Origin of the sequence: Corynebacterium tuberculostearicum SK141, from assembly GCF_000175635.1 — a bacterium.
GTDB classification, from domain to species: Bacteria; Actinomycetota; Actinomycetes; order Mycobacteriales; family Mycobacteriaceae; genus Corynebacterium; species Corynebacterium tuberculostearicum_C.
The window spans coordinates 14,272-36,616 of record NZ_ACVP01000005.1; the positions used below are offsets into that span (position 1 = coordinate 14,272).

At 60.8% G+C, this 22,345-nt stretch carries 20 protein-coding genes; 12 read left to right on the plus strand and 8 right to left on the minus strand.

Going from position 1 to position 22,345, the window contains the following annotated elements; translation table 11 throughout:
- Positions 1 to 111: 111 nt before the first annotated feature.
- Positions 112 to 759, plus strand: a complete 648-nt coding sequence (msrA, locus tag CORTU0001_RS02075; protein WP_005327027.1) for a peptide-methionine (S)-S-oxide reductase MsrA — start codon at positions 112 to 114, stop codon at positions 757 to 759.
- Here msrA and CORTU0001_RS02080 read toward each other — a convergent pair.
- A complete protein-coding gene (locus tag CORTU0001_RS02080) occupies positions 756 to 2,498 on the minus strand; it encodes an alpha/beta-hydrolase family protein (protein ID WP_005327030.1) in 1,743 nt (580 codons plus the stop codon). The two genes, msrA and CORTU0001_RS02080, sit on opposite strands and share 4 nt — an antisense overlap.
- An 87-nt stretch (positions 2,499 to 2,585) precedes the next feature.
- Between CORTU0001_RS02080 and CORTU0001_RS02085 the strand changes: the two genes are divergently transcribed.
- The 3 genes from CORTU0001_RS02085 to CORTU0001_RS02095 are packed head-to-tail and all read left to right on the plus strand — an operon-like array spanning position 2,586 to position 5,178.
- On the plus strand, positions 2,586 to 3,533 hold the full coding sequence (locus CORTU0001_RS02085; RefSeq protein ID WP_005327031.1) for an L-lactate dehydrogenase: 948 nt from the start codon (positions 2,586 to 2,588) through the stop codon (positions 3,531 to 3,533).
- Positions 3,533 to 4,237, plus strand: coding sequence for a glycerophosphodiester phosphodiesterase family protein (locus CORTU0001_RS02090; protein WP_005327032.1), 705 nt, complete (start codon positions 3,533 to 3,535; stop codon positions 4,235 to 4,237). The genes CORTU0001_RS02085 and CORTU0001_RS02090 overlap by 1 nt, the downstream gene beginning before the upstream one ends.
- Before the next feature lie 20 nt (positions 4,238 to 4,257).
- The gene (locus CORTU0001_RS02095) at positions 4,258 to 5,178 is read left to right on the plus strand and encodes a DUF5926 family protein (protein WP_005327033.1); all 921 of its coding nucleotides are present in this window, start codon (positions 4,258 to 4,260) and stop codon (positions 5,176 to 5,178) included.
- 50 nt (positions 5,179 to 5,228) lie between these two features.
- On the opposite strand, the gene CORTU0001_RS02100 is transcribed toward CORTU0001_RS02095, so the two are convergent.
- The 3 genes from CORTU0001_RS02100 to CORTU0001_RS02110 form a co-directional block, all read right to left on the minus strand.
- On the minus strand, positions 5,229 to 6,473 hold the full coding sequence (locus CORTU0001_RS02100) for an LCP family protein (protein ID WP_005327034.1): 1,245 nt from the start codon (positions 6,471 to 6,473) through the stop codon (positions 5,229 to 5,231).
- Between the two features lie 62 nt (positions 6,474 to 6,535).
- Positions 6,536 to 7,234 (minus strand): CPBP family intramembrane glutamic endopeptidase, encoded by a 699-nt coding sequence (locus CORTU0001_RS02105; RefSeq protein ID WP_005327036.1) that lies wholly within the window; start codon positions 7,232 to 7,234, stop codon positions 6,536 to 6,538.
- Positions 7,231 to 8,367, minus strand: a complete 1,137-nt coding sequence (locus tag CORTU0001_RS02110; RefSeq protein ID WP_005327037.1) for an amidase — start codon at positions 8,365 to 8,367, stop codon at positions 7,231 to 7,233. The genes CORTU0001_RS02105 and CORTU0001_RS02110 overlap by 4 nt, the downstream gene beginning before the upstream one ends.
- 33 nt (positions 8,368 to 8,400) lie before the next feature.
- On the opposite strand from CORTU0001_RS02110, the gene pheA reads away from it, so the two are divergent.
- Both pheA and CORTU0001_RS02120 read left to right on the plus strand, forming a co-directional pair.
- Positions 8,401 to 9,297 carry a prephenate dehydratase gene (pheA, locus tag CORTU0001_RS02115; protein ID WP_005327039.1) on the plus strand — a complete coding sequence of 299 codons (897 nt, stop codon included), beginning with the start codon at positions 8,401 to 8,403 and terminating at the stop codon, positions 9,295 to 9,297.
- A 9-nt stretch (positions 9,298 to 9,306) separates the two neighbouring features.
- Entirely contained in the window at positions 9,307 to 9,960 is a 654-nt protein-coding gene (locus CORTU0001_RS02120) for a histidine phosphatase family protein (RefSeq protein WP_005327040.1), read from the plus strand.
- Here the strand turns inward: CORTU0001_RS02120 and CORTU0001_RS02125 are convergent.
- From CORTU0001_RS02125 to CORTU0001_RS02135, 3 genes are read right to left on the minus strand one after another with little or no spacing between them, the layout of a single operon-like run.
- Entirely contained in the window at positions 9,957 to 10,304 is a 348-nt protein-coding gene (locus CORTU0001_RS02125) for a metallopeptidase family protein (RefSeq protein WP_005325385.1), read from the minus strand. The two genes, CORTU0001_RS02120 and CORTU0001_RS02125, sit on opposite strands and share 4 nt — an antisense overlap.
- Complete coding sequence (locus CORTU0001_RS02130) at positions 10,304 to 11,377, minus strand: septum formation family protein (protein ID WP_005327041.1); 1,074 nt, start codon at positions 11,375 to 11,377, stop codon at positions 10,304 to 10,306. Before CORTU0001_RS02130 ends, CORTU0001_RS02125 begins: the two co-directional genes overlap by 1 nt.
- Positions 11,378 to 11,413: 36 nt before the next feature.
- On the minus strand, positions 11,414 to 12,163 hold the full coding sequence (locus CORTU0001_RS02135) for a GntR family transcriptional regulator (protein WP_005325388.1): 750 nt from the start codon (positions 12,161 to 12,163) through the stop codon (positions 11,414 to 11,416).
- Positions 12,164 to 12,228: 65 nt separating this feature from the next.
- Here CORTU0001_RS02135 and serS point away from each other — a divergent pair, with 65 nt between their 5' ends.
- The 6 genes from serS to CORTU0001_RS02165 all read left to right on the plus strand — a co-directional run bounded on the left by serS (position 12,229) and on the right by CORTU0001_RS02165 (position 20,314).
- Positions 12,229 to 13,485: a serine--tRNA ligase gene (gene serS / locus CORTU0001_RS02140; protein ID WP_005325389.1), complete on the plus strand. Its 1,257-nt coding sequence runs from the start codon at positions 12,229 to 12,231 to the stop codon at positions 13,483 to 13,485.
- A 101-nt stretch (positions 13,486 to 13,586) separates the two neighbouring features.
- Positions 13,587 to 15,122, plus strand: a complete 1,536-nt coding sequence (locus tag CORTU0001_RS02145; protein WP_244262075.1) for a lysophospholipid acyltransferase family protein — start codon at positions 13,587 to 13,589, stop codon at positions 15,120 to 15,122.
- Positions 15,123 to 15,419: 297 nt separating this feature from the next.
- Complete coding sequence (locus CORTU0001_RS02150; protein ID WP_005327043.1) at positions 15,420 to 17,144, plus strand: glycerol-3-phosphate dehydrogenase/oxidase; 1,725 nt, start codon at positions 15,420 to 15,422, stop codon at positions 17,142 to 17,144.
- A 3-nt stretch (positions 17,145 to 17,147) separates the two neighbouring features.
- Positions 17,148 to 17,885, plus strand: a complete 738-nt coding sequence (locus CORTU0001_RS02155; RefSeq protein ID WP_005327044.1) for an MIP/aquaporin family protein — start codon at positions 17,148 to 17,150, stop codon at positions 17,883 to 17,885.
- Positions 17,886 to 17,913: 28 nt separating this feature from the next.
- Positions 17,914 to 19,461, plus strand: a complete 1,548-nt coding sequence (glpK, locus tag CORTU0001_RS02160) for a glycerol kinase GlpK (RefSeq protein WP_005327045.1) — start codon at positions 17,914 to 17,916, stop codon at positions 19,459 to 19,461.
- Between the two features lie 22 nt (positions 19,462 to 19,483).
- On the plus strand, positions 19,484 to 20,314 hold the full coding sequence (locus CORTU0001_RS02165) for a Cof-type HAD-IIB family hydrolase (protein ID WP_005327047.1): 831 nt from the start codon (positions 19,484 to 19,486) through the stop codon (positions 20,312 to 20,314).
- Here the strand turns inward: CORTU0001_RS02165 and CORTU0001_RS02170 are convergent.
- Complete coding sequence (locus CORTU0001_RS02170; RefSeq protein ID WP_005327049.1) at positions 20,311 to 22,209, minus strand: N-acetylmuramoyl-L-alanine amidase; 1,899 nt, start codon at positions 22,207 to 22,209, stop codon at positions 20,311 to 20,313. The two genes, CORTU0001_RS02165 and CORTU0001_RS02170, sit on opposite strands and share 4 nt — an antisense overlap.
- Positions 22,210 to 22,345: the final 136 nt, after the last annotated feature.

Sequence of the window (22,345 nt, forward strand, 5' to 3'; positions counted from 1 at the left end):
TTTCGCCATGATTAATTCGAATTGTGGAACTAGCGCGAATATTAACTGGCCGCGGAATAGGTTTTCGCAGTACAACGTTGGGAAGAAGGAATAAGGAAGGAGCTATACCTCATGTGGATGTTTAAGCCGGAGCCCAAGCTCGTGACTGCAGACGAGGCTCTGCCGGGTCGATCCGAGCCGATCCTAGCCCCCGCCCCGCACGCCGTTCTAGGGACACCGATTACCGGACCGTGGAAGGACGGGCAGCGTTCCATTCTCATTGCGTTGGGATGTTTCTGGGGCGCGGAGAAGATGTTTTGGGAGACCGAAGGCGTGGAATCCACCTCGGTGGGCTATGCGGGCGGTACCACCCCGAATCCCACGTATTACGAGGTCTGCCGTGGGTTGACCAACCATGCCGAGGCGGTGGAGGTGGTCTACGACCCGCAGCGCATCAGCCTGCGCGATCTTGTCGTACAAGCCCTAGAAGCGCACGATCCCACGCAGGGTTTCCGCCAGGGCAACGATGTGGGAACGCAATACCGCTCTGCTTTCTACCCACGCACGGAGGAAGAGCGGGCAGAAATCCAGGGCATCGTGGATTCCTATGCAGAAAAACTCAAGGAATTCGGATTCGGGGATACCACTACGGAGGTCAAACTCCTCTCCGATACTGATTCTGGGGAGTACTACCTGGCTGAGGATGAGCATCAGCAGTACCTATATAAGGTGCCCAATGGGTACTGCCCGCATCACAGTACTGGGGTGAAATGCGACTAAGCGTCGCGCCGGATAAAGCGGGCAATCTTCTTGGCCAACTTCGGCGTGAGCGATTGGCGGGATTGGGACCCTAAGACCTCATCCCAGTACCAGAGCATTTCCTCAAAATAGTTGTGTCCGTGCCCGCCAGGGACGTTGAGGGAATTGATCTGGTCCAAGCCAATTTGCCACCAGGTAATAAAAGGCACCCAGTGTAGCTGCCGGAAGGTATCCGCGTGCAGCGCTTCCGGCTGCGGCTCATGGATCCAGGTGGGCCTGCGCACGAGGAGGTTGAGATCCCACCACACGATGGCGTCGGAAGCATGCTGGGCAATGAGCATGCGGGGCCGGCGCCAGGTATGGGCGTAGTCATTGCCAAAGGCGTCGTGCAGCGTATGGTCAGGGGCCGCGGCGTAGCGCACATGCTTGCCGCCATCGATAACGGGCAGGCGTTCCAAGGAACCAATATCCCGGCGCAGGCGCTGAGTAAAGTGCGTCATGCGCGGGGGCCCAGAAAAGACCGCGCCATTGCACGCGGACAGTAGGTCTTCCACATTATGGTAGTTATCCATAATGGCGTAGGCGCCAAGCGATTCACCTGCGAAATAAAGCTGCGGACGGTTTTCTTCCGGCAATCGATCTATTTCTTCTTGTATCACCTGAATCAATTCACGAGCCGCCTGCTTCGGCGCGTTCTTATCCACGAGGTAGGAAAAAACTGAAGGCAGGTAGGAGTACTGCATGGTAACGGTGACGCAATCACCGCCGGTCAAAAACTCATAGGAGCACGCACCCCAGTTATTGATCCATCCCGAGCCGGCGGGCATTTGGATGACGATAGTTTCGCGCCGCAGGGCACCGGTGCGTTCGAGTTCGGCGCGGATCTTTTCCGCAGATTGCTGGAAGGAGCGCCCTGGTATGTATCCGGCGTAGATACGGATGGGTTCCTTTGCATCGATCCCGGTCACTGTGCGGATATCGCGGGCACGGGGGCCGTTGGAGACAAAGCGGCGTCCCTGTTGTCCCAATGCCGACCACGGCTCGAGCGACCACGGACTGCCGGAGCGCTCGGGTTCCCACGGCATGGAGGTGCCGGGGAAAATCTGCTTATTTATTCGCTGCGCTTGGTGCGATAGCGAGCGCAGCCAGCGTCGAAAGACCACGCGGTCAGAAAGGGCAAACGCCGTAAGGCTCAGTCCCGCGGTAACCACCGGCCAAGCAATGAGCGCCGGCACCCAGCGGCCTAGCTGGCGTGACAATTTGGTGACCGCAAGCTGCGTGGCCTCCCCGATGAGTAGGAGAGTGCCGTAGCCCGCGGTGCCCGCGGCCAGGCCGATGGCCGCCGTGACGGGCCCGCGCACGAGCTGCTTATTGACCAACTCCGCCTGCTTCTTCTGGTTGCGCAGCGAAAGCACGGCATTAAATGCAGTCCCGGCGCCAATAGCAAGGTGCACAATTTGTCGATGCTGTGGTCCGAGGCGGTCCTGCGGGCGCTTGCCAAGGCTATTGAGCACGAAGCTTGTTGACGCCGCACCTAGATGCCCAATGCCCTGCCCGATTGCCACGTTGGCAGCGGTCACCCACCACGGGCGGGGAAGTAAGGAGGGCGAAACAGCCGCCCACGTAGCTAATTCCGCACCCAAAATTCCAGCCGACATATTGGGCGGTAAGGTTTGCCGACTGGTCATACGGACGATGGGCGTGAGATCCGCGGCTACGCCAAGAGCGATTAGTGCAGCGCGGCGGAGTGCGCGTTTCATAATGCCCGATTCTCCCAGATTTCGGTGGGAATTTCAGTGTGAGACTTAGCCCGTGCAAAAATCTCCACAAAGTTGCACAATGGGGTCATGGCAAATCATGTAGGAAACAAAGTAGTTCTCATCGGCGCCGGCGATGTGGGAGTCGCTTACGCCTTCGCTCTCATCAACCAAAGCATCGTTGACCACCTGGCAATCATCGACATCGATGAAAAGAAGCTAGAAGGCAACGTCATGGACCTTAACCACGGTGTTGTGTGGGCCCCCACCCGCACCCGCGTCACCAAGGGCACCTACGCCGATTGCGCAGACGCCGATATGGTCGTCATCTGCGCCGGTGCCGCACAGAAGCCGGGTGAGACCCGCTTGGACCTGGTGGGCAAGAACGTCAAGATCATGAACAGCATCGTCTCCGATGTCATGGCGAATGACTTCGACGGCATCTTCCTGGTTGCCTCCAACCCAGTGGATATCCTGACCTACGCCGTATGGAAGGCCTCCGGCCTGGATCACAAGCGCGTCATCGGCTCCGGCACCGTGCTGGACTCCGCTCGTTTCCGCTACATGCTGGGCGAGCTGGAAGATGTTGCACCGAAGTCCGTACACGCCTACATCGTGGGCGAGCACGGCGATTCCGAGCTGCCGGCCGTCTCCACCGCGAATATCGCCGGTGTCCCGATGTCCAAGAAGCTGGACTCGGATCCGGAGTATGCACAGCGCATCGAGAAGATCTTCGAAGACACCCGCGATGCCGCCTACTCCATCATTGACGCTAAGGGCTCCACTTCCTTCGGCATCGGCATGGGCCTGGCCCGCATCACCGCCGCCGTCATCCAGAACCAGGACGTGGCGCTGCCAGTATCTGCTTACCTGCAGGGCGAGTACGGCGTAGAGGATCTCTACATCGGCACCGCTGCCGTCATCAACCGTTCCGGCATCGTGCGCGCGATTGAGCTGCAGCTCAATGAACACGAAAAGGAGCGTTTCGATGCTTCTGCCAAGACCCTGAATGACATCAAGGAAGAGTTCTTCGGCTAGTGAAGATTGTCGCTCATAGGGGATACTCCGGGAAATATCCGGAGTTATCCCCTCTAGCTTTTGAAAAAGCCCTAGATTTGCCAATTCACGGCGTCGAGTGCGATGTGCGCTTGACGCGCGATGGAAAAGTAGTGGTCCAGCACGATCCCACGTTGGACCGCACGGCGGGGCGCCCCGGCCGTATTTCCAAGATGGATTGGGAAGAATTGCGCGGCGTTGACATCGGTTCAGGCCAGCGCATGATGCTTCTCGACGAACTCTTGGAACTGCTCGAGGGCAAACCGCACCACCTTTATATCGAGACTAAGCACCCCTCCGGGCAGGGCGACATCCTGGAGGAGCAAACGGTGCTGCGCCTGCGTTATGCAGGGCTTTTCGATGACCCCCGGATCCACGTCATTTCCTTTTCCCACCACGCGATCCGCCGTATGCAGAATTTGGCGCCGCACATGGACCGGATTTATCTTCGTCGCGATTGGGAGCGCCACGTCAACCGTCCCGATGTCATGCTGTCCAGGCCCACCGCGCTTGGCGTATCGCTGTTGCGCGCGAAGCTGCAGCCGGCAATTATCGGCGCGCAAGGATTGCCTACCTACCTGTGGACCGTAGACAAGCCGGAGGATATGAAGTGGGCGTGGGCTAACGGGGTAGATATGCTCGCCACCAATCAACCCGAAGTGGCCCTACATGCCATTGAGCTCTAGTAAGCAGGTATCTTGGAGGCATGGCCAAGAAGAAAAAGAACAAGGAACAGCTGCCTGAGGGCATGTCCCGCCGCCAGGCAAAGCTCGCTGCCCGCGCCAAGGAGCGCGCCGCCCTGGAAAAGGATCCCCGCCCCTACGGCGGACTTGCTGCGGAGGCCTCCCTGGTCGCCATGCAGGAGTTCGTCCCCTCCGCTTTTGCCAAGCTTGACGTCAAAGGCTGCGATAAGAACGTGTATGTAGCCACCGTCTTGCCGGGTGCGTCTGCCGCGCTCATTCGTGACACCGAATTTGGCGGCGATGCTTTCGTGGGCCTGCAGGTACAGTCCCACACCCACAACCCGGGCCGCGACCTCGCCTTTGCCCTTAACTGGGTGAAGAATAATGAGCCGGGCGCCACCCTGGAATCCACCGCGGCTGACGGCTCGGAGCCGAAGCTGGAGGAGCTTATCGATGCCTCCGCTACCCTCGACGTGCAGGTTCACCAGGACTTCGAATGGTGGATTCCGGAGGGAGCACAGGTCACCCCGCAGATTGCGCAGTCGCTACGCGCCGCTAATGATTCCGTCATCGAGTCCCACGAGGTGGGCGAGAACATCACCGGTGCGGCCTTCTGGGCAAATGCCGGCGGCGGCAAGGCCCACATCCGCTGGGTCCGCCCGAATGATGATGAATCCGCATTCCTGAACGCGCTGGCGCGCGTCGCCGCCCGCGGCGAGCTGAACTTGGGCGAGAGCACCAAGTTCGCCGGTGTCTTCCGCACCCACGGTCTCATCGCTCCGGTCTTCGACTTGGATCCAGAGGTTGACCACGCTTCCTATGAGGATCACCTCACCCGCGTGGACAAGGCCTTGGAGGAAGAAATCTCTAATGATGCCCAGCTGAGCGCCGATGAGCGCAAGCAGCTAGAAAACATCAAGTCCCGCCAGGTGACCCTGCGCTAAAGACAGGAAAATGGCCCTTCCCCGGTAGAGGAAGGGCCATTTTTTGATCGCTATTTGAGGGAATCCCACAACCCGGCGGCTGCTTCATCGTCCCAGAGGACGACGTTGCCTACCTCGGTATCTTGGAATCCGCCGATGGGGACGGTCTCGGTGTCTACACCGGAGCCCATGGCCAGTGCCACGCGGGCGAGGTGCCAGACGTGGTCGCCCTCGCCCACGATGAACGAGGAGGCGGTGTGGTTGACCAAGGAGAAGGCGCGGAATGGGTTGATCAGGGTGGCTGGGGAAGCAACCTTGTCCAGCAATGCGGAGAAGAATTCGCGCTGTCGCTGCACGCGGTCAAGGTCGCCCATGGCGGTGGCGCGGGTGCGCACGTAACCGAGGGCGTCGCGGCCCTTGAGCTTCTGGCAGCCATCTTGGAGATCAATGCCGGCCAGCGGGTCATTGATGGGTTCCTTCACGCATACGTCTACGCCGCCGACGGAGTCGACCACATTGGCCAGGCCGCCCATGCCGATCTCGGCATAGTGGTCGATGTGCAAACCGGTCGTGCCCTCGACGGTTTGGGCAAGCAGCTGCGGTCCACCGTAGGTAAAGGCGGCATTGATCTTGTCCATGCCAAAACCGGGGACTTCCACGTAGCTATCACGTGGGATGGAAACGAGCTTGGCCTTGCCGGTGCGGGGGATGTGCAGCAGCATGATGGTATCGGTGCGGCCCTCGCCCACGTCACCACCGGTGCCGAGCTCAGCCTGTTGCTCCTCGCTGAGTCCTTGGCGGGAATCGGAGCCGACGAGCAACCAATTGGTGCCGGCGGTATTAGACACTTGTTCTTGTGGCAGCGCCTCCACGCGGGTGAGGCGGGCATCCGTCCAGAACATGAAGACGAGGTTGAATACCAGCAGGACAACGAGCGCCAAGCCAACGCAGCCGAGGGCGCGTTTGGCCGGATTGACCTTTTTGCGCCGGCTATGTGGGCGTTGCCGGGGTGCGGGGCGCGGTTCGGTACGACGAGGCGGGCGCTGCTGCGCGCGGTACTGGCTGGGGTAGCGGCTCGGTGTTGGCGGCGGAGTGCGACGCGGGGGCTGTTGCTGCCGCTGTGGTTGCGGAGCGCGGAAGGATTGTTGCTCGGGTTCCACGCGCCGCGGCGTCGGGCGGGCGGAGGAACGGCGTCGAATGGGGCGGCCGTATCGATCCTTGAGGGGACGTCCATCGGCCCCAAGGACGAATTCAGTGGAGGAGTCGTCGCCGGCGCGGCGGGCCTCCCTATGCGGATCTCGTCCTGATTCAGTCATGCGCTATACCTTACAAGGAGCAGGGAGCAACGCCTGCTTCGCGACGTCCCCTACAGGGATTTTCACAGGAAGGAATAACCCACGAAAGCGACGGCGTCGATAAGAAAATGCGCTATGACCAGCGGCCATACCCGCCCCGTGCGGTGGTAGTAGTAGCCGTAGATTAAACCCATGATGATATTGCCAAAGCCAGCGGAAACTCCCTGGTAGAGGTGGTAGGAACCGCGGAGAATGGAGCTTGCGGCCAGCGTGGCTGGCAGCGACCAGCGCGCCTGGCGCAAACGCGTCATCAGCCACATCACCACCACGGTTTCCTCCGCGAAGGCGTTGGCAGCGGCCTTGAGGAGGGAAACGGGAATTTCCACCCAAGCATTGGCGAAGTCGCCGGGGATGACCTCCTTGCTCCACCCCAATTGCACCGCCGCGAAATACAGGGCGAGCCCCGGGATGCCAATGAGGGCGGCAAGCCCTGCTCCTTCTAGCCAGTCGCGGGCGCGGTGGGCACGGGGCACAAAGCGGTCCTTGGCCAGCAGGAAAAGCGCTAAGGCTCCATAGGAAAAGAGCACGGCGGACGAGCACAACTGCAGTCCCATATCCACCCAGGCAAGGGAGGATTGGCTGGAATTGAGCGTGACCGATTGCTCGTCGAGCCGCTGCGGCGCGGCCAGGGAATTGATGAGGTTTAACACCGCCCGCACCCCGGAAATGCCAAAGGTGAGGGTAAGGACGATGAGCAGTTCGGCGCGTAGGGACTTGGTCATGGGTGGAGGATGTGGGCGAGGCCGAGCAGGGCGGCGTCGGAAAGCGTAATGCCTCCCAGGTGCACGCCCACCGGCGGGTGATTGGGAACGGCCCATGGCACGGAAATGGCTGGCAGGCGGGCCATGTTGAAGAGGGAACCCCACGGAGACCACCGGGTCTGGGCCGCGAAATTCTCCGCATGGGGCAGGGACAGGAACGAACCAATACGCGGCGGGTCCGTGGTGAGCATTGGGGTGAGGATGGCATCGACGCCCCATTCCTGGGCCAGCAAGTCGGGCAGCCGCCGGACATGCGCCCGCGCCGCGGCCAGCTCAGCGGCGCTCACGCGCCGGCCCTGCTGAGCGATCCACTCGGCGTAGCCTGCCGCCGGGTTGAGCCCCGCCAAACGGGAGGTAAAGGTCGTGCGGAAATGCGCAAAGGTGGCCCGGGCCTGCGGATACGGGGAAATGGGCACCACGGTGAAGCCGGCAGCTTGTAGGCGTTGGGCGGCCTCGCGGGCGGCGCGCAGGTGGTGGGCATCGACGTTGGCGTCGCAAAACAGCGGCTCTACGAGCAGGCCAATGCGGGCGCGCGGGGTGATCATGCGGTGGCCATGCAGAAAGGCATTATCGGCCACGGTCCGGGTGATAAAGCCCTGCACACCCAGTTCATCACCTGCCGGTTTAAAGCCCACCACGCCGCAGGCCGCGGCCGGCACTCGGATGGAACCGCCGCCATCGCTGGCGTGCGCCGCGCGCAGCAACCCCCGCGCGACCTGTACCGCCGCACCGCCAGAGGAACCACCCGGAGTGCAGCCGGGATAGAGGGGATTATAGGGATGGGGCAGGCCTACTGGTTCCGTATCTACGCGCAGACCCAACTCCGGGGTGGAGGATTTACCGATGATGCGCGCACCCTGCTTCTCCAAGGCTTCAATAAAGGCATCGCTGCGCTCGGGGTAGTAGGTGCGATCGACATTTCCCAAGGTAGTAGGCATGCCGCGGACATCGCAGAGATCCTTAGCGGAGAGGACCCAGCCGGTCAGCCGGCCTCGGCCGGAGGGCTCGCGGTCTACATCCAGGTAGGTGAAACCGTGTTCCTCGGGGGCAAGACCGTGCAGATCCGCGCGGAGTTGTTCTACGGAAAAGTCCATGGGGCACCAGTCTAGTGGGCTAAGGTGACGTGCATGACTACCACCATCGCCTTCCTGGGGCCAGCCGGAACCTTCACGGAAGCGGCCGTGCATAAGTTTGCCGCGCACCTGCCGCAGGTAGAGACCATGCCCGTTGGCTCGCCTTCGGAAGCCGTGGCCGCCGTGCGCGCCGGGCAAGCGGAATACGCCTGCGTAGCCATTGAAAATTCCGTCGATGGCGCGGTCACCACCACCTTTGATGCGCTGGTTGAAGCCGAACCGGTGCAGATTTACCGCGAGGTGGATATCCCCGTGGCCTTTAGCATCATGACCCGGCAAGGCGCGGGCGACATTGCGCGGCTGAGCACCCACCCGGTGGCGTTCCAGCAAATCCGCGGCTGGGTAGAAGACAATCTGCCGGAGGCAGAGTTCGTGCCGGCCAGTTCCAATGCTGCGGCGGCCGAGGCTGTAGCCCGTGGGGAAGCGGATGCGGCCGCAGCGCCGGCGCGGGCCGCCGAGATCTTCGGCCTGGAGACCATCGCCCAGAGCGTGGCGGATGTTGAGGGTGCCGCAACGCGCTTTGTCCTGGTGGGGCGTCCGGGAAAACCCACTGCAAGGACTGGCCAGGACCGCACCAGTGTCATCTTCACCCTGCCAAATGAACCGGGCAGCCTGGTGGGGGCGCTGCAGGACTTTGCGCACCGCGGGGTGGACTTGTCCCGGATTGAGTCGCGCCCCACGCGGGAGGCCTTTGGTACGTACCGCTTCTACGTGGACCTTATCGGGCACATTGACGATCAGCCGGTCGCGGAGGCGCTGCGGGCCTTGTGGTTGCGGGCAGAGGACTTGCTTTTCCTCGGATCGTGGCCGGCGGCAACCCCTGCGGGCAAGCCACCGCGCGATCTGGCAGCGGCGGATGATTGGGTAGCGCGGGCACGCAGGGGCCAATAATCTAGAAGCATGCCCGGAAGAATTATCCTGCTGCGCCACGGCCAGACCTATTCCAATATTTCCCGCTTCCTCGATACCCGCCCGCCCGGGGCAGAGCTTACCGAGCGCGGGCGCGACCAAGCTACGGAGGTAGGCCGTGAGCTAGCGCAGTTGGTAGGCGAGCGCGAGGTGGAATTTAAATGCTCCATTGCCCTGCGCGCTCAGCAGACCGCGATGCTGGCGGCGCGCGCCTTTGAGCAGGAGCGCGGAATGCCGGAATTTTCCCAGCGCGTTGACGTAATCTCTGGCGTGCACGAAATTTTCGCTGGGGACTGGGAGATGGACGGCAGCGAGGATGCCCATCGTTCGCACATGGTGGCCATGCGTGGCTGGTGCGATGGCGAGCGCGGCGCCGGGATGGAAGGCGGCGAGACCTTGGATGATGTGCTGGCGCGCTACCAGCCGGTGCTGGAGGGCATTGCGGAGCAGCTTGCCGACGACCACGATGTCATCCTTGTCAGCCACGGCGCCGCCATCCGCGTGGTCACCAAACATGCCACGGGCGTTGACTCCGACTTTGCCTATACCGGCTACCTGGCCAATTGCCGCTTTATGGTGATGGAACCGCGCGGCAAGGACTTTGGTGAGTGGACGTTAACCCGGTGGGCGGATACGGAGCTCTAGCCCCAGCCCAGGCGGTGCAGCTCCTCTTCCTCGAGGCCAAAGTAATGGCCGAGTTCGTGGAATACGGTGACTTTGACCTGCTCTGCTAATTCTTCCTCGCTGCCGGACCAGCGCTGCAGTGTGTTGCGGTAAATGAAGATCGCATCGGGCAGGAAACCGGTGTGATCGAAGGTGCGGCGGGGCAGTGCTACGCCCTCGTAGAGCCCTAGCAACATAGGGTTATCGGGATTTTCATCTTCGACCAAAATGACGAGGTTGCGCATGCGGCGCACGAATTCCTCGGGGACTTGATCCAGCGCCTCGTTGACCATCTCATCGAAGCGCTCTTCTGATACCTCGACCATTAGGGCGCTGGGGCCGGGGCGGGGGCGGCAGACTCGGGTGCCGGGCTCTTGTCCTTGTCCTCACGCAGTGGATTGCGCTCGGGGCGTTCCTCCGGCGGTTGGCCGTCGATAGTCAGCGCCTGGCGACCACCGGTAGCGGAACCGGTGATGGCAGAGAAACCGCCGCCTTTGCGGGCATGCACAAGGGAGCAATTGACGGACTTGGTGCCGCCGTTCCACGAGGCCTCGGTGATAGAGCCCCAGAATGGTTGCAACGTGGACTGGTAGAGCTGCTCCTCGCCGCCAAGGTAGTCCTCGGTGGCAGCGGTACACGTATCGGATAGGAACTTGTCCATATCCTTGCCGTCCGGGTAGCCGTCAGGGAACTGCTTGCCCACATCGATGACGGAAACGGTCTCCATCTGGTGGGGCTTGGCGCAGTCAACGACGTGCGGAACCTGCTTGTCATCGATGGCCAAGCACTCGCCCGGCTTGGCGAGGTTTGCCTGCTCGGAGGCTTCGACGTTGCCGGTAGTAAGCTGCGGTACGCCGTGATCATCGGTGGTTTGCAGGCCGCACAGCAAGGTGCGGTCGCCGCGATCCCAGGCGGACTGCGGCGGCAGAATGGACGCCACATCGTACTTACCATTCGGATCCCACTTACCGTGCAGGTAGCCCACAGTGGCGGATTCGCACAGCTCATCGCGCAATTGGTGTTGGCGGGTAAGCGCTGGGCGGTTGGCATCAGGGCCGAATTCGCTGGTGGGGTAGACGCTCAGGTCTTCGGTCTTGGAAACCTCGAAGCGGTGCTGTTCAGAGCACGGTACTTCCTTGAACCCAGTGGCGGAGCCATCCTGGGCGATGTCCCACGTCAAGCAAGCGCCGGCGGCCGCAGCGGTGAAGGGCTCCGGTTTAGGAGCGGCGGTTTCTGAAGTATCCCCGCTATTGTGCTGCTGGGCAGCGGTAGTGTCTTCGCCGCCCGATTTGTGGGAGCTGATAACGCCATAGATGCCCATGAAAACGGCCGCCGCGATTGCCGCAATCAAGACAATCTGGACGGCCACAGCGGAACGCCACGCAGGTGATTTCTTCATAAGGCCTTTAATCTTACCTTTTAAGCAGGGTGCTGGCTAGATACTGTTCTCCCTAGCCACCCGGGTAGTCAGGCGGTAGCGGTCGGTGCGGTAGACGGAGGAACACCACTCCACCGGCCTATCGCCCGAGCGGGAGTAGCGCACGATGTGTAGCAGCGGGGTGCCCACGGGGACGTCGAGAAGCGGGGCAGTGTCCGCATCGGCTGAAATCGCCGAGACCGTTTGATCCGCATCGGTGATGGGGACGTTAAAGACGGAGTCGAGGATGGCGTAGACCGAATTGTAGGTGTCATTTTCTAGCAGGCTGGGCGCATACGTGGAGTTATACCAGCCGTCATCAATGGAGTAGGGCTCGCCATCGCCCAAGCGCAGGCGGCGCAGGTGAATATGTTCGGTTTGGGCAGGAGTATCAAAAAAGAGGGCGGCATCCTCCGGGGCGCTGCTGCGCCCGCTGGTGAGGATTTTGGAGGAGGCGGTGACGTCTTGTGCGCCCATCTCATCCGAGAATGAGGCCAGGTGGAGCCGGGAGACAAGGGGATTGGGCGCTACGAAGGTGCCCTTACCGCGGACGCGGCGCAATTTTCCGGCCGCGACAAGATCCCCGATGGCGCGGCGGACCGTGATTCGTGACACGCCATAGGTTTCTTCAAGAAGCCTCTCGCCGGGCAGGATATCGCCGGGTTTGAGGGTCGTGCGGCACAATTCTTCGAGGATATCGTGCAATTGGGTGTGTTTTGGAACGGGACCGTCCGTAATTGTGCGGGCGGGGAGCTGAACGGCGGACATAAAGCCATCATAATTCGCTGGTTATTACCACCGCAAGATGTTGTCAATACGCTAAACTTACATTCGTGATTGATCTCAAGCTACTCCGCGAAAACCCTGACGTTGTCCGTGCTTCCCAGGTGAACCGAGGTGAGGATCCCTCCCTCGTAGACCAGCTCTTGGAAGCTGATGAGCAGCGCCGCGCTGCTATCCAAAAGGCCGACGAACTGCGCTCTGAGCAGAAGGCTTTTGGCAAGAAGATTGGCCAAGCCTCCCCAGAGGAGCGTCCGGCACTGCTGGAGGGCTCTAATGAGCTGAAGGCCAAGGTCAAGGAGGCGGAAGAGGCACAGTCTGCCGCTGAGGCCAAGGTGGAAGAGCTGCAGTACAAGCTCGATAACGTGGTCGAAGGTGCCCCGGCCGGCGGCGAAGATGACTTCGTAGTGATTGAAGAAGTAGGCCAGATTCCTGAGTTCGACTTCGAGCCAAAGGATCACCTTGAGTTGGGCGAGTCCCTCGGCCTTATCGACGTCAAGCGTGGTGCCAAGGTAGGCGGCGCTCGTTTCTACTACCTCACTGGCGATGGCGCCTTCCTGCAGCTGGGAATGCTGATGCTCGCGGCGCAGAAGGCGCGCGAAGCCGGTTTCAAGCTGATGATCCCGCCAGTTCTGGTTCGCCCAGACATTATGTCCGGCACCGGTTTCTTGGGCCAGCACTCCGATGAGATTTACTACCTGCCGGCCGACGATATGTACCTGGTCGGTACCTCTGAGGTGGCCCTTGCTGGTTACCACAAGGATGAGATCATCGACCTCTCCAATGGCCCGCTGCAGTACGCCGGCTGGTCCTCCTGCTTCCGCCGTGAGGCTGGTTCCCACGGTAAGGACACTCGAGGCATCCTGCGCGTCCACCAATTCGACAAGCTGGAGATGTTTGTCTACTGCAAGCCGGAGGACGCGGAAGAAATGCACCAGCGCCTTCTGTCCATGGAAAAGGACATGCTTGCAGCCATGGAACTGCCTTACCGCACCATCGATATTGCCGGTGGCGACCTCGGTTCTTCGGCGGCCCGTAAGTTCGACAATGAGGCTTGGGTTCCTACCCAAGGCACCTACCGTGAGCTGACCTCCACCTCGAACTGCACCACCTTCCAGGCTCGCCGCCTGTCCACTCGCTACCGCGACGAGAATGGCAAGACCCAGACCGCAGCTACCCTGAACGGCACGCTGGCGACTACCCGCTGGCTCGTTGCCATTCTGGAAAACCACCAGCAGGCCGACGGCTCCGTCGTTGTCCCTGAGGCCCTGCGCCCGTTCGTGGGCAAGGATGTCCTGACCCCGCAGTAAGTCCGCCGTCGTCCTGGAGAGTTATGAACGCTGCGACGAATTTCCTGTACCGCCAGATCACCCACATTGGCAGGGGGGTGACTCTGGCACAGGGATTAAAAATGCGCCTTTCGGGGGAAGAAAATATCCCCGATAAGGGCGGCGCGGTGTTGGTTTGCAACCACACCGGCTACATGGATTTCCTCTTCGGCGCCTTTTTGGCCTATCGCAAGAAGCGTCTGGTGCGCTTCTTGGCTAAGGCTGGAATCTTCAAAGCACCGGTGGCGGGTCCGTTGTTGAAGGCCATGCATCACGTGCCAGTTGACCGTATCGATGGCAGCGCCTCCTTCCGCCAAGCGGTACAGCTGGCCAAGGACGGCGAACTCGTGGGCGTGTTTTCTGAAGGCACAATTTCCCGCAGCTTTGAAATCCGCAGCATGAAAAGTGGCGCCTCCCGCATTGCCTATGAGGCGGGGGTGCCGGTAGTCCCACAGGTCATTTTTGGTTCGCAGCGCCTGTGGACCAAGGGACACAAAAAGAACCTGGGACGGACCAAGACCCCTGTCTTTATTACCGCCCTCGAACCGTACTATCCCTCCGGCGATGCGGAGGCTGATACCGCGGAGATTCGACGCCGCATGCAAGAGGCATTGGAAGGGCTATGGGAGCAGTACGAAGCCGAATTTGGGCCCATGCCTGCCGGTGAATACTGGGTGCCCGCCCGTAAAGGTGGAGGGGCTCCTACCCTTGAAGAAGCAGAAGCTCGAGATGCTGAAGTAGAAACCGAGCGCCACCGCGTACGCCGGTTGCGCGACGATCTAGTGGGCCTCAAAGAACGCGTCTCGGTTACTACGGTTGACTTGGTGCGCAACCACATGGCCGCCGCCAAGGGAGCGGACGGGGAGGAGCCAAAGAATAAGGCGCGGACCGCCCCGGAGACCCTGGAGTGGATCAAGAACAACCTCAACGCCGTGGTAGAAGAGGCAACCCGCGGCTTGGATGAAGGTCGCGATAAGGTCGCGGATATCATGGCGCAGCTGAAGTCGGATGTGGCGCAAACCCAAGCGTCCATCACGGCCAGCAGTAAGGAGATATGGGCTGGTTCCGTGGCGGAGCAGGGCCTGTTGGCGGCAGCCACCCAATCCCGGCTTATCGTTTCGCGCTTGCCGCACCGCATGAAGGCGCAATTTTCTTCCATCCCCCGCGTGGTAGTGGCGCAGAGCAGCGCGCTGAATTGGGAAGATGGCGCGCTAACTCCGCGATTGCACAAGGCTTTGGCAGATATCTACCCGGCGGCCGAAGTCCTGATCGTGATATCACCCGCCGGTGAAGTGGAAGTTCCGCAAGCCGTGTGGAGCGTTGTCGTTGATGAGGACGCTGTGCAGCCGCGACTCGATACCGATGCACTGTCCGTCACTGCCGCGACTGCGGTACAAGGCGTGGAGCGCATCCTTGAGGATCTGCAAGCTAAACCGGAGGAGACCCTGGTTTTTGCTAACGAGCCAGGAGATGAGGATTTCCTTGACCGGATGCCGGTGGTGGCTTTGGAAACTGCCCCTATCGAGGTGGTCAAAGGCGCTCAGGCGGTCACTTATTCTGCCGAGAAAGCCGGAATGTCCGAAGTGCTTGAAGCAATGGCGCGGTTAGCGCAGAAATAGCGCGGGCTGTCCGTCCGCTTTGCACCCCCGCGAGGGGGTGCGTTTTCTTTTTGGGCGGCTAAGTATTTTAGGGAAAGTTACTGCTTATGGGCCTGAAACCTACGTGTGAGTAACCACTTGTGTAACTGACGTCCGTGACTCCTATCATAGGTCTAAGGAGATAATGTCTCTGCAGCCGCGGTGTGATACTTTCCACCGAAACCACAATTCACTGCTTTTGGCTGTGCTTTTGCCATCTCATTCATGGATTTATGGCGCAGGCACATGCAAGCACCAAGGAAGGAGATGCGGTCAGTAATGACCCAGCAAAGCAACCAATCCTTTAACCCCGAATACTTTGAAAATCTATGGAATGGGTACGCGGATGAGGACTACGACGTAGTCATCATCGGTGGCGGTTCCGTAGGCGCTGGTGCGGCAGCGGACGCCGCTACCCGCGGCCTCAAGACCGCCGTCATTGAGGCGCGCGACTTCGCCGCAGGTACCTCTTCTCGCTCCTCCAAGATGTTCCACGGTGGCCTGCGCTACCTGGCCATGTTTGACTTCCGCCTGGTGGCGGAGTCCCTCAAGGAGCGCGAGCTGAACATGTCCACCCTGGCACCCCACCTGGTGAAGCCGCTGAAGTTTATCTTCCCGCTGACCCACCACGTATGGGAGCGCGTGATGATGTTCGGTGGCTTTACTCTTTATGACCTCATGGGTGGCTCGAAGAGCGTGCCAATGCAAAAGCACCTCACCCGCAAGGGCGTGCTGAAGGTGACCCCGGGTCTGAAGGACGATGCCATTGTGGGCGGCGTGCGCTACTACGACACCTTGGTTGATGACGCCCGCCACACCATGACCGTGCTGCGTACCGCCGCCGAGTACGGTGCCGACGTGCGTACCAATACCGAGGTCATTGGCTTTGACAAGGACCGCGGCGGCCGCATCGTAGGCGCCAAGGTGCGAGACACCGCCACCGGCCGCGAGACCACCGTGCGCGGCAAGGTCTTTATCAACGCCACCGGCGTATGGAATGACAAGATCCAAGAGATGGCCGGCGTGGAAGGCAAGTTCACCGTTCACGCCTCGAAGGGCGTGCACATCGTCGTGCCGAAGGATGCGCTCGATGCAGAGGCGGCCCTGTGCTTCGTCACCGAAAAGTCCGTCCTCTTCGTTATCCCGTGGGGCGAGTACTGGATTATTGGTACCACCGATACCGATTGGGAAAAGGGTCTTTCCTTGCCAGATCCAGCACCAACCAAGTCCGATATTGACTACATCTTGGATCAGGTTAACCAGCGCGTTCGCCGCAAGATCACCCGCGATGACATCGTGGGCGTCTACTCCGGCCTGCGCCCGCTGCTGTCCGGCAAGTCCGATTCCACCACCAACCTTTCCCGCAACCACGCCGTCGCACGCGTGGCCCCAGGTATGGTCTCTGTCGCCGGCGGTAAGTACACCACGTACCGCGTCATCGGTAAGGATGCCGTGGACCTGGCGGTGAAGGAACTGGGTACCAAGGTCCCAGAGTCCATCACCGAGCAAACCCCGATCCTGGGCGCCGCCGGCTACCATGCCTTGGCCAACCAGGTCCCATCCTTGGCTCGTCGCTATAACCTGAGCGAGAAGTTCATTGAGCACCTGCTCGGCCGCTATGGCTCCCTGCTGGGTGAGGTTTTGGCACCAGCAGCAGAGGATGCCTCCCTGCTCGAGCCAGTTCCTGGTGCCGAGTCCTACCTGTGGGCCGAGGTCCGCTACGCCGTCACCCACGAGGGTGCATTGCACTTGGAAGACATCTTGTCCCGCCGCCTGCGCATCGCCATCGAGTACGGCGACCGCGGTGTGAATGCCGCCCCGGCCGTTGCTGATTTTGTAGCACCGCTGCTGGGCTGGAGCGACGCCGACAAGGAGCGCGAGGTATCCCAATTCAAGGCCCACACGCAGGCCGAACTTGAAGCAGAAGCTGCGGTAACTGACCGTGAGGCCAATGACATTTTGGTACGCGCAGGATCCGCCCGACCCACCCAAAACGAGGTATAAGTTATGACCGGATTTGATGCATTCCTGTGGGAGTTTATCGGCACTGCGTTGCTGCTCCTTCTAGGTAACGGCGTATGTGCGCTGGTAAACCTGCGCACCTCTGGCGCACGCGGTTCCGACTGGGTCGTTATCGCCCTGGGTTGGGGTATGGGTGTCTTCGTCGGTGCCAGTGTGGCCGATCCCACGGGCGGGCACCTTAACCCCGCCGTCACCGTAATGTTGGCCGTCAATGGCTCGCTCGAGTGGTCTCTGGTGCCGTACTACTTCCTGGGCCAGATCCTCGGCGCTATCCTCGGTGCCATCCTGGCATGGGCTGCCTTCAAGCAGCTTTTCGACGCCAATAATTACGACGACGCCGGAAACGTCACCGGCGCCAATAAGGACACCAACGGTATCTTCTTTACCAAGCCGGCACATCCTAAGAACGGCTGGAATGCGGTGACGGAGTTCATCGCCACCTGCGTGCTGTTGATGTTCATCGCCTTCGGCCCCACCGGCGGCGAGCTTGGCCCAATGAGCTACTTCGCTGTTGCTTTCGTTGTGGTGGCGGTCGGCCTGTCCCTTGGTACCCCTACGGGTTATGCCATCAATCCGGTCCGCGACCTGGGCCCGCGAATTGCTTATGCATTCATCTTGCCCATCCAGGACAAAGGCAGCGCGAACTGGGGCTATGCTTGGGTCCCCATCGTGGCCCCATTGGTCGCAGCCGTAGCCGTTGGACTGTTGTCCGTTGCGCTCTAATTTCATCTTCGTATAGGAGACTAGACACATGACTAACAAGAAATACGTCGCCGCTATCGACCAGGGAACCACGTCGACGCGCTGCATCATCTTTGACCACAACGGCGAGCAGGCTGCCGTTGGCCAGCTCGAGCACGAGCAGATCTTCCCGGAAAAGGGCTGGGTAGAACACGACCCAGAAGAAATCTGGAGCAATACCCGTCGCGCCGTCGGTGAAGCGCTTGCCAATGGCGACATCACCGTGGAAGACATTGACTCGGTGGGTATCACCAACCAGCGTGAGACGACCGTGGTGTGGGATAAGCACACCGGTAAGCCGGTCTACAACGCCATTGTCTGGCAAGATACCCGTACCACCGCCATCTGTAAGGAACTCTCGGGTGAGGAAGGACCGGAAAAGTGGCGCCGCCGCACCGGCCTGATTATCAACTCCTACCCGGCTGGTCCAAAGGTGAAGTGGATCCTCGATAACGTCGAAGGTGCTCGCGAGCGTGCCGAGGCAGGAGACCTGCTCTTCGGCACCATTGATAGCTGGCTGCTGTGGAACCTCACCGGCGGCGCCGAGGGCGATGCCGGCCACGAAGCGTTGCACGCCACCGACGTCACCAACGCCTCCCGCACCTTGCTGATGGACATCGAAAAGCTGGAGTGGGATGAGGAATTGTGTAAGGAAATGGGCATCCCGATGTCCATGCTGCCGGAGATTCGCCCGTCCCTGGGTGATTTCCGTACCGTGCGTGAGCGCGGCTCGCTTTCCGGCGTTCCTATCCGCGCCATCCTGGGTGACCAGCAGTCCGCGATGTTCGGCCAGGGTTGCTTCCGTGCAGGTTCCGCAAAGAATACCTACGGAACCGGCCTGTTCCTCCTGCTGAATACGGGTACCACCCCGAAGTTCTCCGAGAACGGCCTGCTGACCACCGTCTGCTTCCAGCGCGAGGGCGAGCGCCCCGTGTACGCCCTCGAGGGCTCTGTATCCATGGGCGGTTCCTTGGTGCAGTGGCTGCGCGATAACCTGCAGATCATCCCCAATGCTGCGTCCATCGAAAACCTCGCGCGCGAGGTTAAGGACAACGGCGGCGTTTATATCGTGCCGGCCTTCTCCGGCCTCTTCGCTCCGTACTGGCGCCCAGATGCCCGTGGCGTCATCGTGGGCCTGACTCGCTTTGCTAACCGCAAGCACTTGGCTCGCGCCGTGCTCGAATCCACCGCGTACCAGACGCGCGATGTTGCCGATGCCATGGTGGCGGACTCCGGCGTGGAGATTACCGAGCTGCGCGTGGATGGTGGCATGACCATGAATGAACTGCTGATGCAGTTCCAGTCCGATATCCTCGGCGTGGAAGTACACCGCCCGAAGAATATCGAGACCACCGCTACCGGTGCTGCCTTCGCGGCAGGCCTGGACCATGGCTTCTGGGATGACCTCAGCGTCTTGGGCAGCCAGGCCGGAGACATGAAGGTATTCAAGCCGAAGCGCGACAAGGAAGAGGTAGAGGGGCTCTACCGCGATTGGAAGCGCGCTATTAAGCGCTCCCTGGAGTGGGAGGATAACGAGGACGAGGACCTGAACTTCTAAGTCCTGACGTAAACTCGCGGGTATGGAGAATTTCCCAGCCCGCGCGCCTCGCCTCATCGCGAGCGATATTGACGGCACCCTGCTGGACCGCAACCACCGCGTCCCGCGTCGCAACCGTGACGCCGTGGCGCGGGCAGTCCAACAGGGTGCCTATTTTGCGCTTTCTACTGGCCGTCCGTTCCGCTGGATTGCCCCGGTGCTGGAGCAGCTGCCCGTGCGGCCGGTATGCGTGACCTCGAATGGCGCTGTGTTATATGACTCCGCGGAGGATCGGGTGATGTCCGCCCACGAGCTTTCGCCCGCCGCGTTGGCGGAAGTGGTGGACGTGGCCCAGACCGTACTGGGCACCGTGGGCTTTGGCGCGGAGCGGGCTGGAGGCTCGCTTGCCGACGCCGTCGAGGACCTCTTCGTAGTCGAGCGCCACTATTCCGAAAACGCCCTGTTTGAGGGCTTCGGCGTGGTCAGCATGGGCGAGCTAGTGGGGCAGCCGGCGGTAAAGTTCCTCATCCGCAACACGGACTACTCCGCCCCAGAGCTCTATGAGCTCATTGCGCCGCACATCGATCCGGAGCTCGCGCACCTGACCTATTCCATGCAGGAAGGAATCTTGGAGGTTGCCGCGCCCAATGTGACTAAGCGCCGCGGGGTGGAATGGCTGGCGGAGCACACCGGGGTCGCCCAGCAAGAGACTATTGCCTTTGGGGATATGCCCAACGATATCGAAATGCTGACGTGGGCCGGCTGTGGCGTGGCCATGGAAAACGCCCACCCGGAGGTAAAGGCGGCCGCGGATGCGGTCACCGTGGCTAACCACCAGGCGGGCGTCGCTAAGGTGCTAGAGCGCTGGTTCTAGTCGGTGAAGATGTCTACCTTTTCCGTTTCGGTGTTGTAGACAATCTCGCCACCCTGGAACTTCACGCGGATTTCCTTGCCATTCTTTTCCTCGTTGGAGGTCGGCAGGCCGAGCTTGGAGGCATTATCGCCCTCGGACCACTTCTTGGCAATCTCGCCCGTCAGCGCCTTGGTGCCGGACTCCTTGGAGGAGAGCACCACGCCATTTTGGAAGAGCTGGTAGAGGATCTTGCCGCCGTCGGTAGTATCCGGGCCGCCGACTGCCAAGCCTAGGACTGGGCCGAAAGCGTTGAGGACGGAGGTCCACGATTCCTTCAGGCCTTCGTTGCTGGAGACCTGGACAACCTTATTGACAATCTCCGGGATATCGCCGGTGGTCAGGTTGCCCGCCACCTTCTGATCGGTATCAGGCTTCTGCAGGCGCTCATTGGCGATGAGCACGCCGAAGACGGCGGCAGCGATTCCAGCGAGGGCGGAGATAGTCGAGACCGGTACCTCGACGTCGCCCAGCGAGGACGTGATTTCCTCACCTACCTGTTGCGGGGTCTTGGGAGAATTTGGCTGTGGAGACTCTTGCCAGTTCAGGTCCGTGCTGTTCTTGCCGGACTTGATGGCATCCGCCTTGCGCTTGGTGTTCTTGCGAATCTCGTCCCAGTGGCGCGTGGTGTACTGGCCCGGGCAAGCCGTGTAGTGGAAATCATTGTGTCCCGCGAAGGCCGGCACGGTGGCCGTGGTTCCTGCAGGGAACTTGGAGCCGTTGAATCCGCCGGAGTACAAGCTGGCCTTGCCCATTGGATCGATGCCAGAAATAGCGGCCTTCCAGCCGGCAATCTCCGCCACGGAGTTGAGCATCTCACGAGACGGCTCTGCTGTCTCGTAGTTGCCAATCATGGAAATGCCCCAGTTATTGGAGTTGAAGCCACCCACGTGGGCGCCCTGTACGGCCTTGTCCAGACCGCCGTAGCGGCCTTCGTAGATGGTGCCGAATTTATCCACCAGCACGTTGTAGCCGATATCGCACCAGCCCAGGGTCTGCGCATGGTAGTCGTAGGCACCGCGTACCTGTGCCGCTGCCTGTGCGCGGGTGTAGTTATTGGTACCCGCGGTGTGGTGCAGGGTCAGGGCTTTCAAGCCATCATCGTAGGTTGGCTGCTGGCAGCGCTTAGATTCGTCTGCTCCCCAGCCAGCGCGGGTGACTACCTTGGGCATGCCCGCGGTTTCTGCGGTGGGCTCGATGGCTTCGCCTTCTTGGGCGTTGCCGTCGATAAACACGGCGTCGAGATCCGCAACCTGGGTGCGCTCATCGGCCACGGGGGAGATATCGCCGACGTTGTACGCAAGCGGCGCGGGGCGGTTGGCATCAGCGCCCTTGGCGGCCTTGTCTAGGAGGGAGTCTTCCTTCTTATCCAGGTTAGAACCAGTCACGAGGTCAACGTTGGCCATAGAGACCTGCACATCGTTGGTATCGCCCACGAAGATGAGTTCGGTGCCGTTCTTGCCCTCGGTGTAATTCATTGCATCCATGGGCAGCCACTCGCTCCAGGAACCGTCCTGCTGCTTGGAGCGGACGAAGGAGTTGATATCTCGCTTGCCTTCCCAGGTGACGGCGAACATATTGAAGGTTTCGTCGCGGTGGAACTGCTTGACCGCGCGGCGGCTTTCGCCGTCGCCCTGAGCGGCTACGGCTGGGTCATCGACGACGATGGATTCGCCGTCACTGAAGCTAGAGGAGGAATTTTTGACCTCAATGGGACCGCCGTTGCCGGAGTCTTGGGTCTTGAGAACTTGCTGTCCGCCGAATGCGGCCGTCACGGCGAGCGCGACGGAGGTGACCGCCGCGATGACGGGGGTGGACCATTTTGACCTGGTGGGTACTAGTCGACGTCGTTGTTGCACTGTTATCTCCCTAGGGTTGTGCAGCTGTAAAAACGGTTGCCAAAAGTTAAGAGTTGATAGTGATGGTACGTTTGTGACTTCTGTGAAATCTGTTGCGACACGCCGATGCGCCGTGTCAGCTGCCGTAGTGCAATAA

Bases quoted from the DNA above. Each gene is read 5' to 3' on its own strand.
- CORTU0001_RS02145 (WP_244262075.1), top strand. From the start codon at position 13,587: ATGCGCCTTTCGGGGGAAGAAAATATCCCCGATAAGGGCGGCGCGGTG.
- CORTU0001_RS02135 (WP_005325388.1), bottom strand. From the start codon at position 12,163: ATGTCCGCCGTTCAGCTCCCCGCCCGCACAATTACGGACGGTCCCGTT.
- CORTU0001_RS02110 (WP_005327037.1), bottom strand. From the start codon at position 8,367: ATGGACTTTTCCGTAGAACAACTCCGCGCGGATCTGCACGGTCTTGCC.
- CORTU0001_RS02155 (WP_005327044.1), top strand. From the start codon at position 17,148: ATGACCGGATTTGATGCATTCCTGTGGGAGTTTATCGGCACTGCGTTG.
- msrA (WP_005327027.1), top strand. From the start codon at position 112: ATGTGGATGTTTAAGCCGGAGCCCAAGCTCGTGACTGCAGACGAGGCT.
- CORTU0001_RS02105 (WP_005327036.1), bottom strand. From the start codon at position 7,234: ATGACCAAGTCCCTACGCGCCGAACTGCTCATCGTCCTTACCCTCACC.
- CORTU0001_RS02085 (WP_005327031.1), top strand. From the start codon at position 2,586: ATGGCAAATCATGTAGGAAACAAAGTAGTTCTCATCGGCGCCGGCGAT.
- CORTU0001_RS02080 (WP_005327030.1), bottom strand. From the start codon at position 2,498: ATGAAACGCGCACTCCGCCGCGCTGCACTAATCGCTCTTGGCGTAGCC.
- CORTU0001_RS02130 (WP_005327041.1), bottom strand. From the start codon at position 11,377: ATGAAGAAATCACCTGCGTGGCGTTCCGCTGTGGCCGTCCAGATTGTC.
- CORTU0001_RS02150 (WP_005327043.1), top strand. From the start codon at position 15,420: ATGACCCAGCAAAGCAACCAATCCTTTAACCCCGAATACTTTGAAAAT.
- CORTU0001_RS02100 (WP_005327034.1), bottom strand. From the start codon at position 6,473: ATGACTGAATCAGGACGAGATCCGCATAGGGAGGCCCGCCGCGCCGGC.
- pheA (WP_005327039.1), top strand. From the start codon at position 8,401: ATGACTACCACCATCGCCTTCCTGGGGCCAGCCGGAACCTTCACGGAA.
- CORTU0001_RS02165 (WP_005327047.1), top strand. From the start codon at position 19,484: ATGGAGAATTTCCCAGCCCGCGCGCCTCGCCTCATCGCGAGCGATATT.
- CORTU0001_RS02120 (WP_005327040.1), top strand. From the start codon at position 9,307: ATGCCCGGAAGAATTATCCTGCTGCGCCACGGCCAGACCTATTCCAAT.
- CORTU0001_RS02125 (WP_005325385.1), bottom strand. From the start codon at position 10,304: ATGGTCGAGGTATCAGAAGAGCGCTTCGATGAGATGGTCAACGAGGCG.
- CORTU0001_RS02095 (WP_005327033.1), top strand. From the start codon at position 4,258: ATGGCCAAGAAGAAAAAGAACAAGGAACAGCTGCCTGAGGGCATGTCC.
- glpK (WP_005327045.1), top strand. From the start codon at position 17,914: ATGACTAACAAGAAATACGTCGCCGCTATCGACCAGGGAACCACGTCG.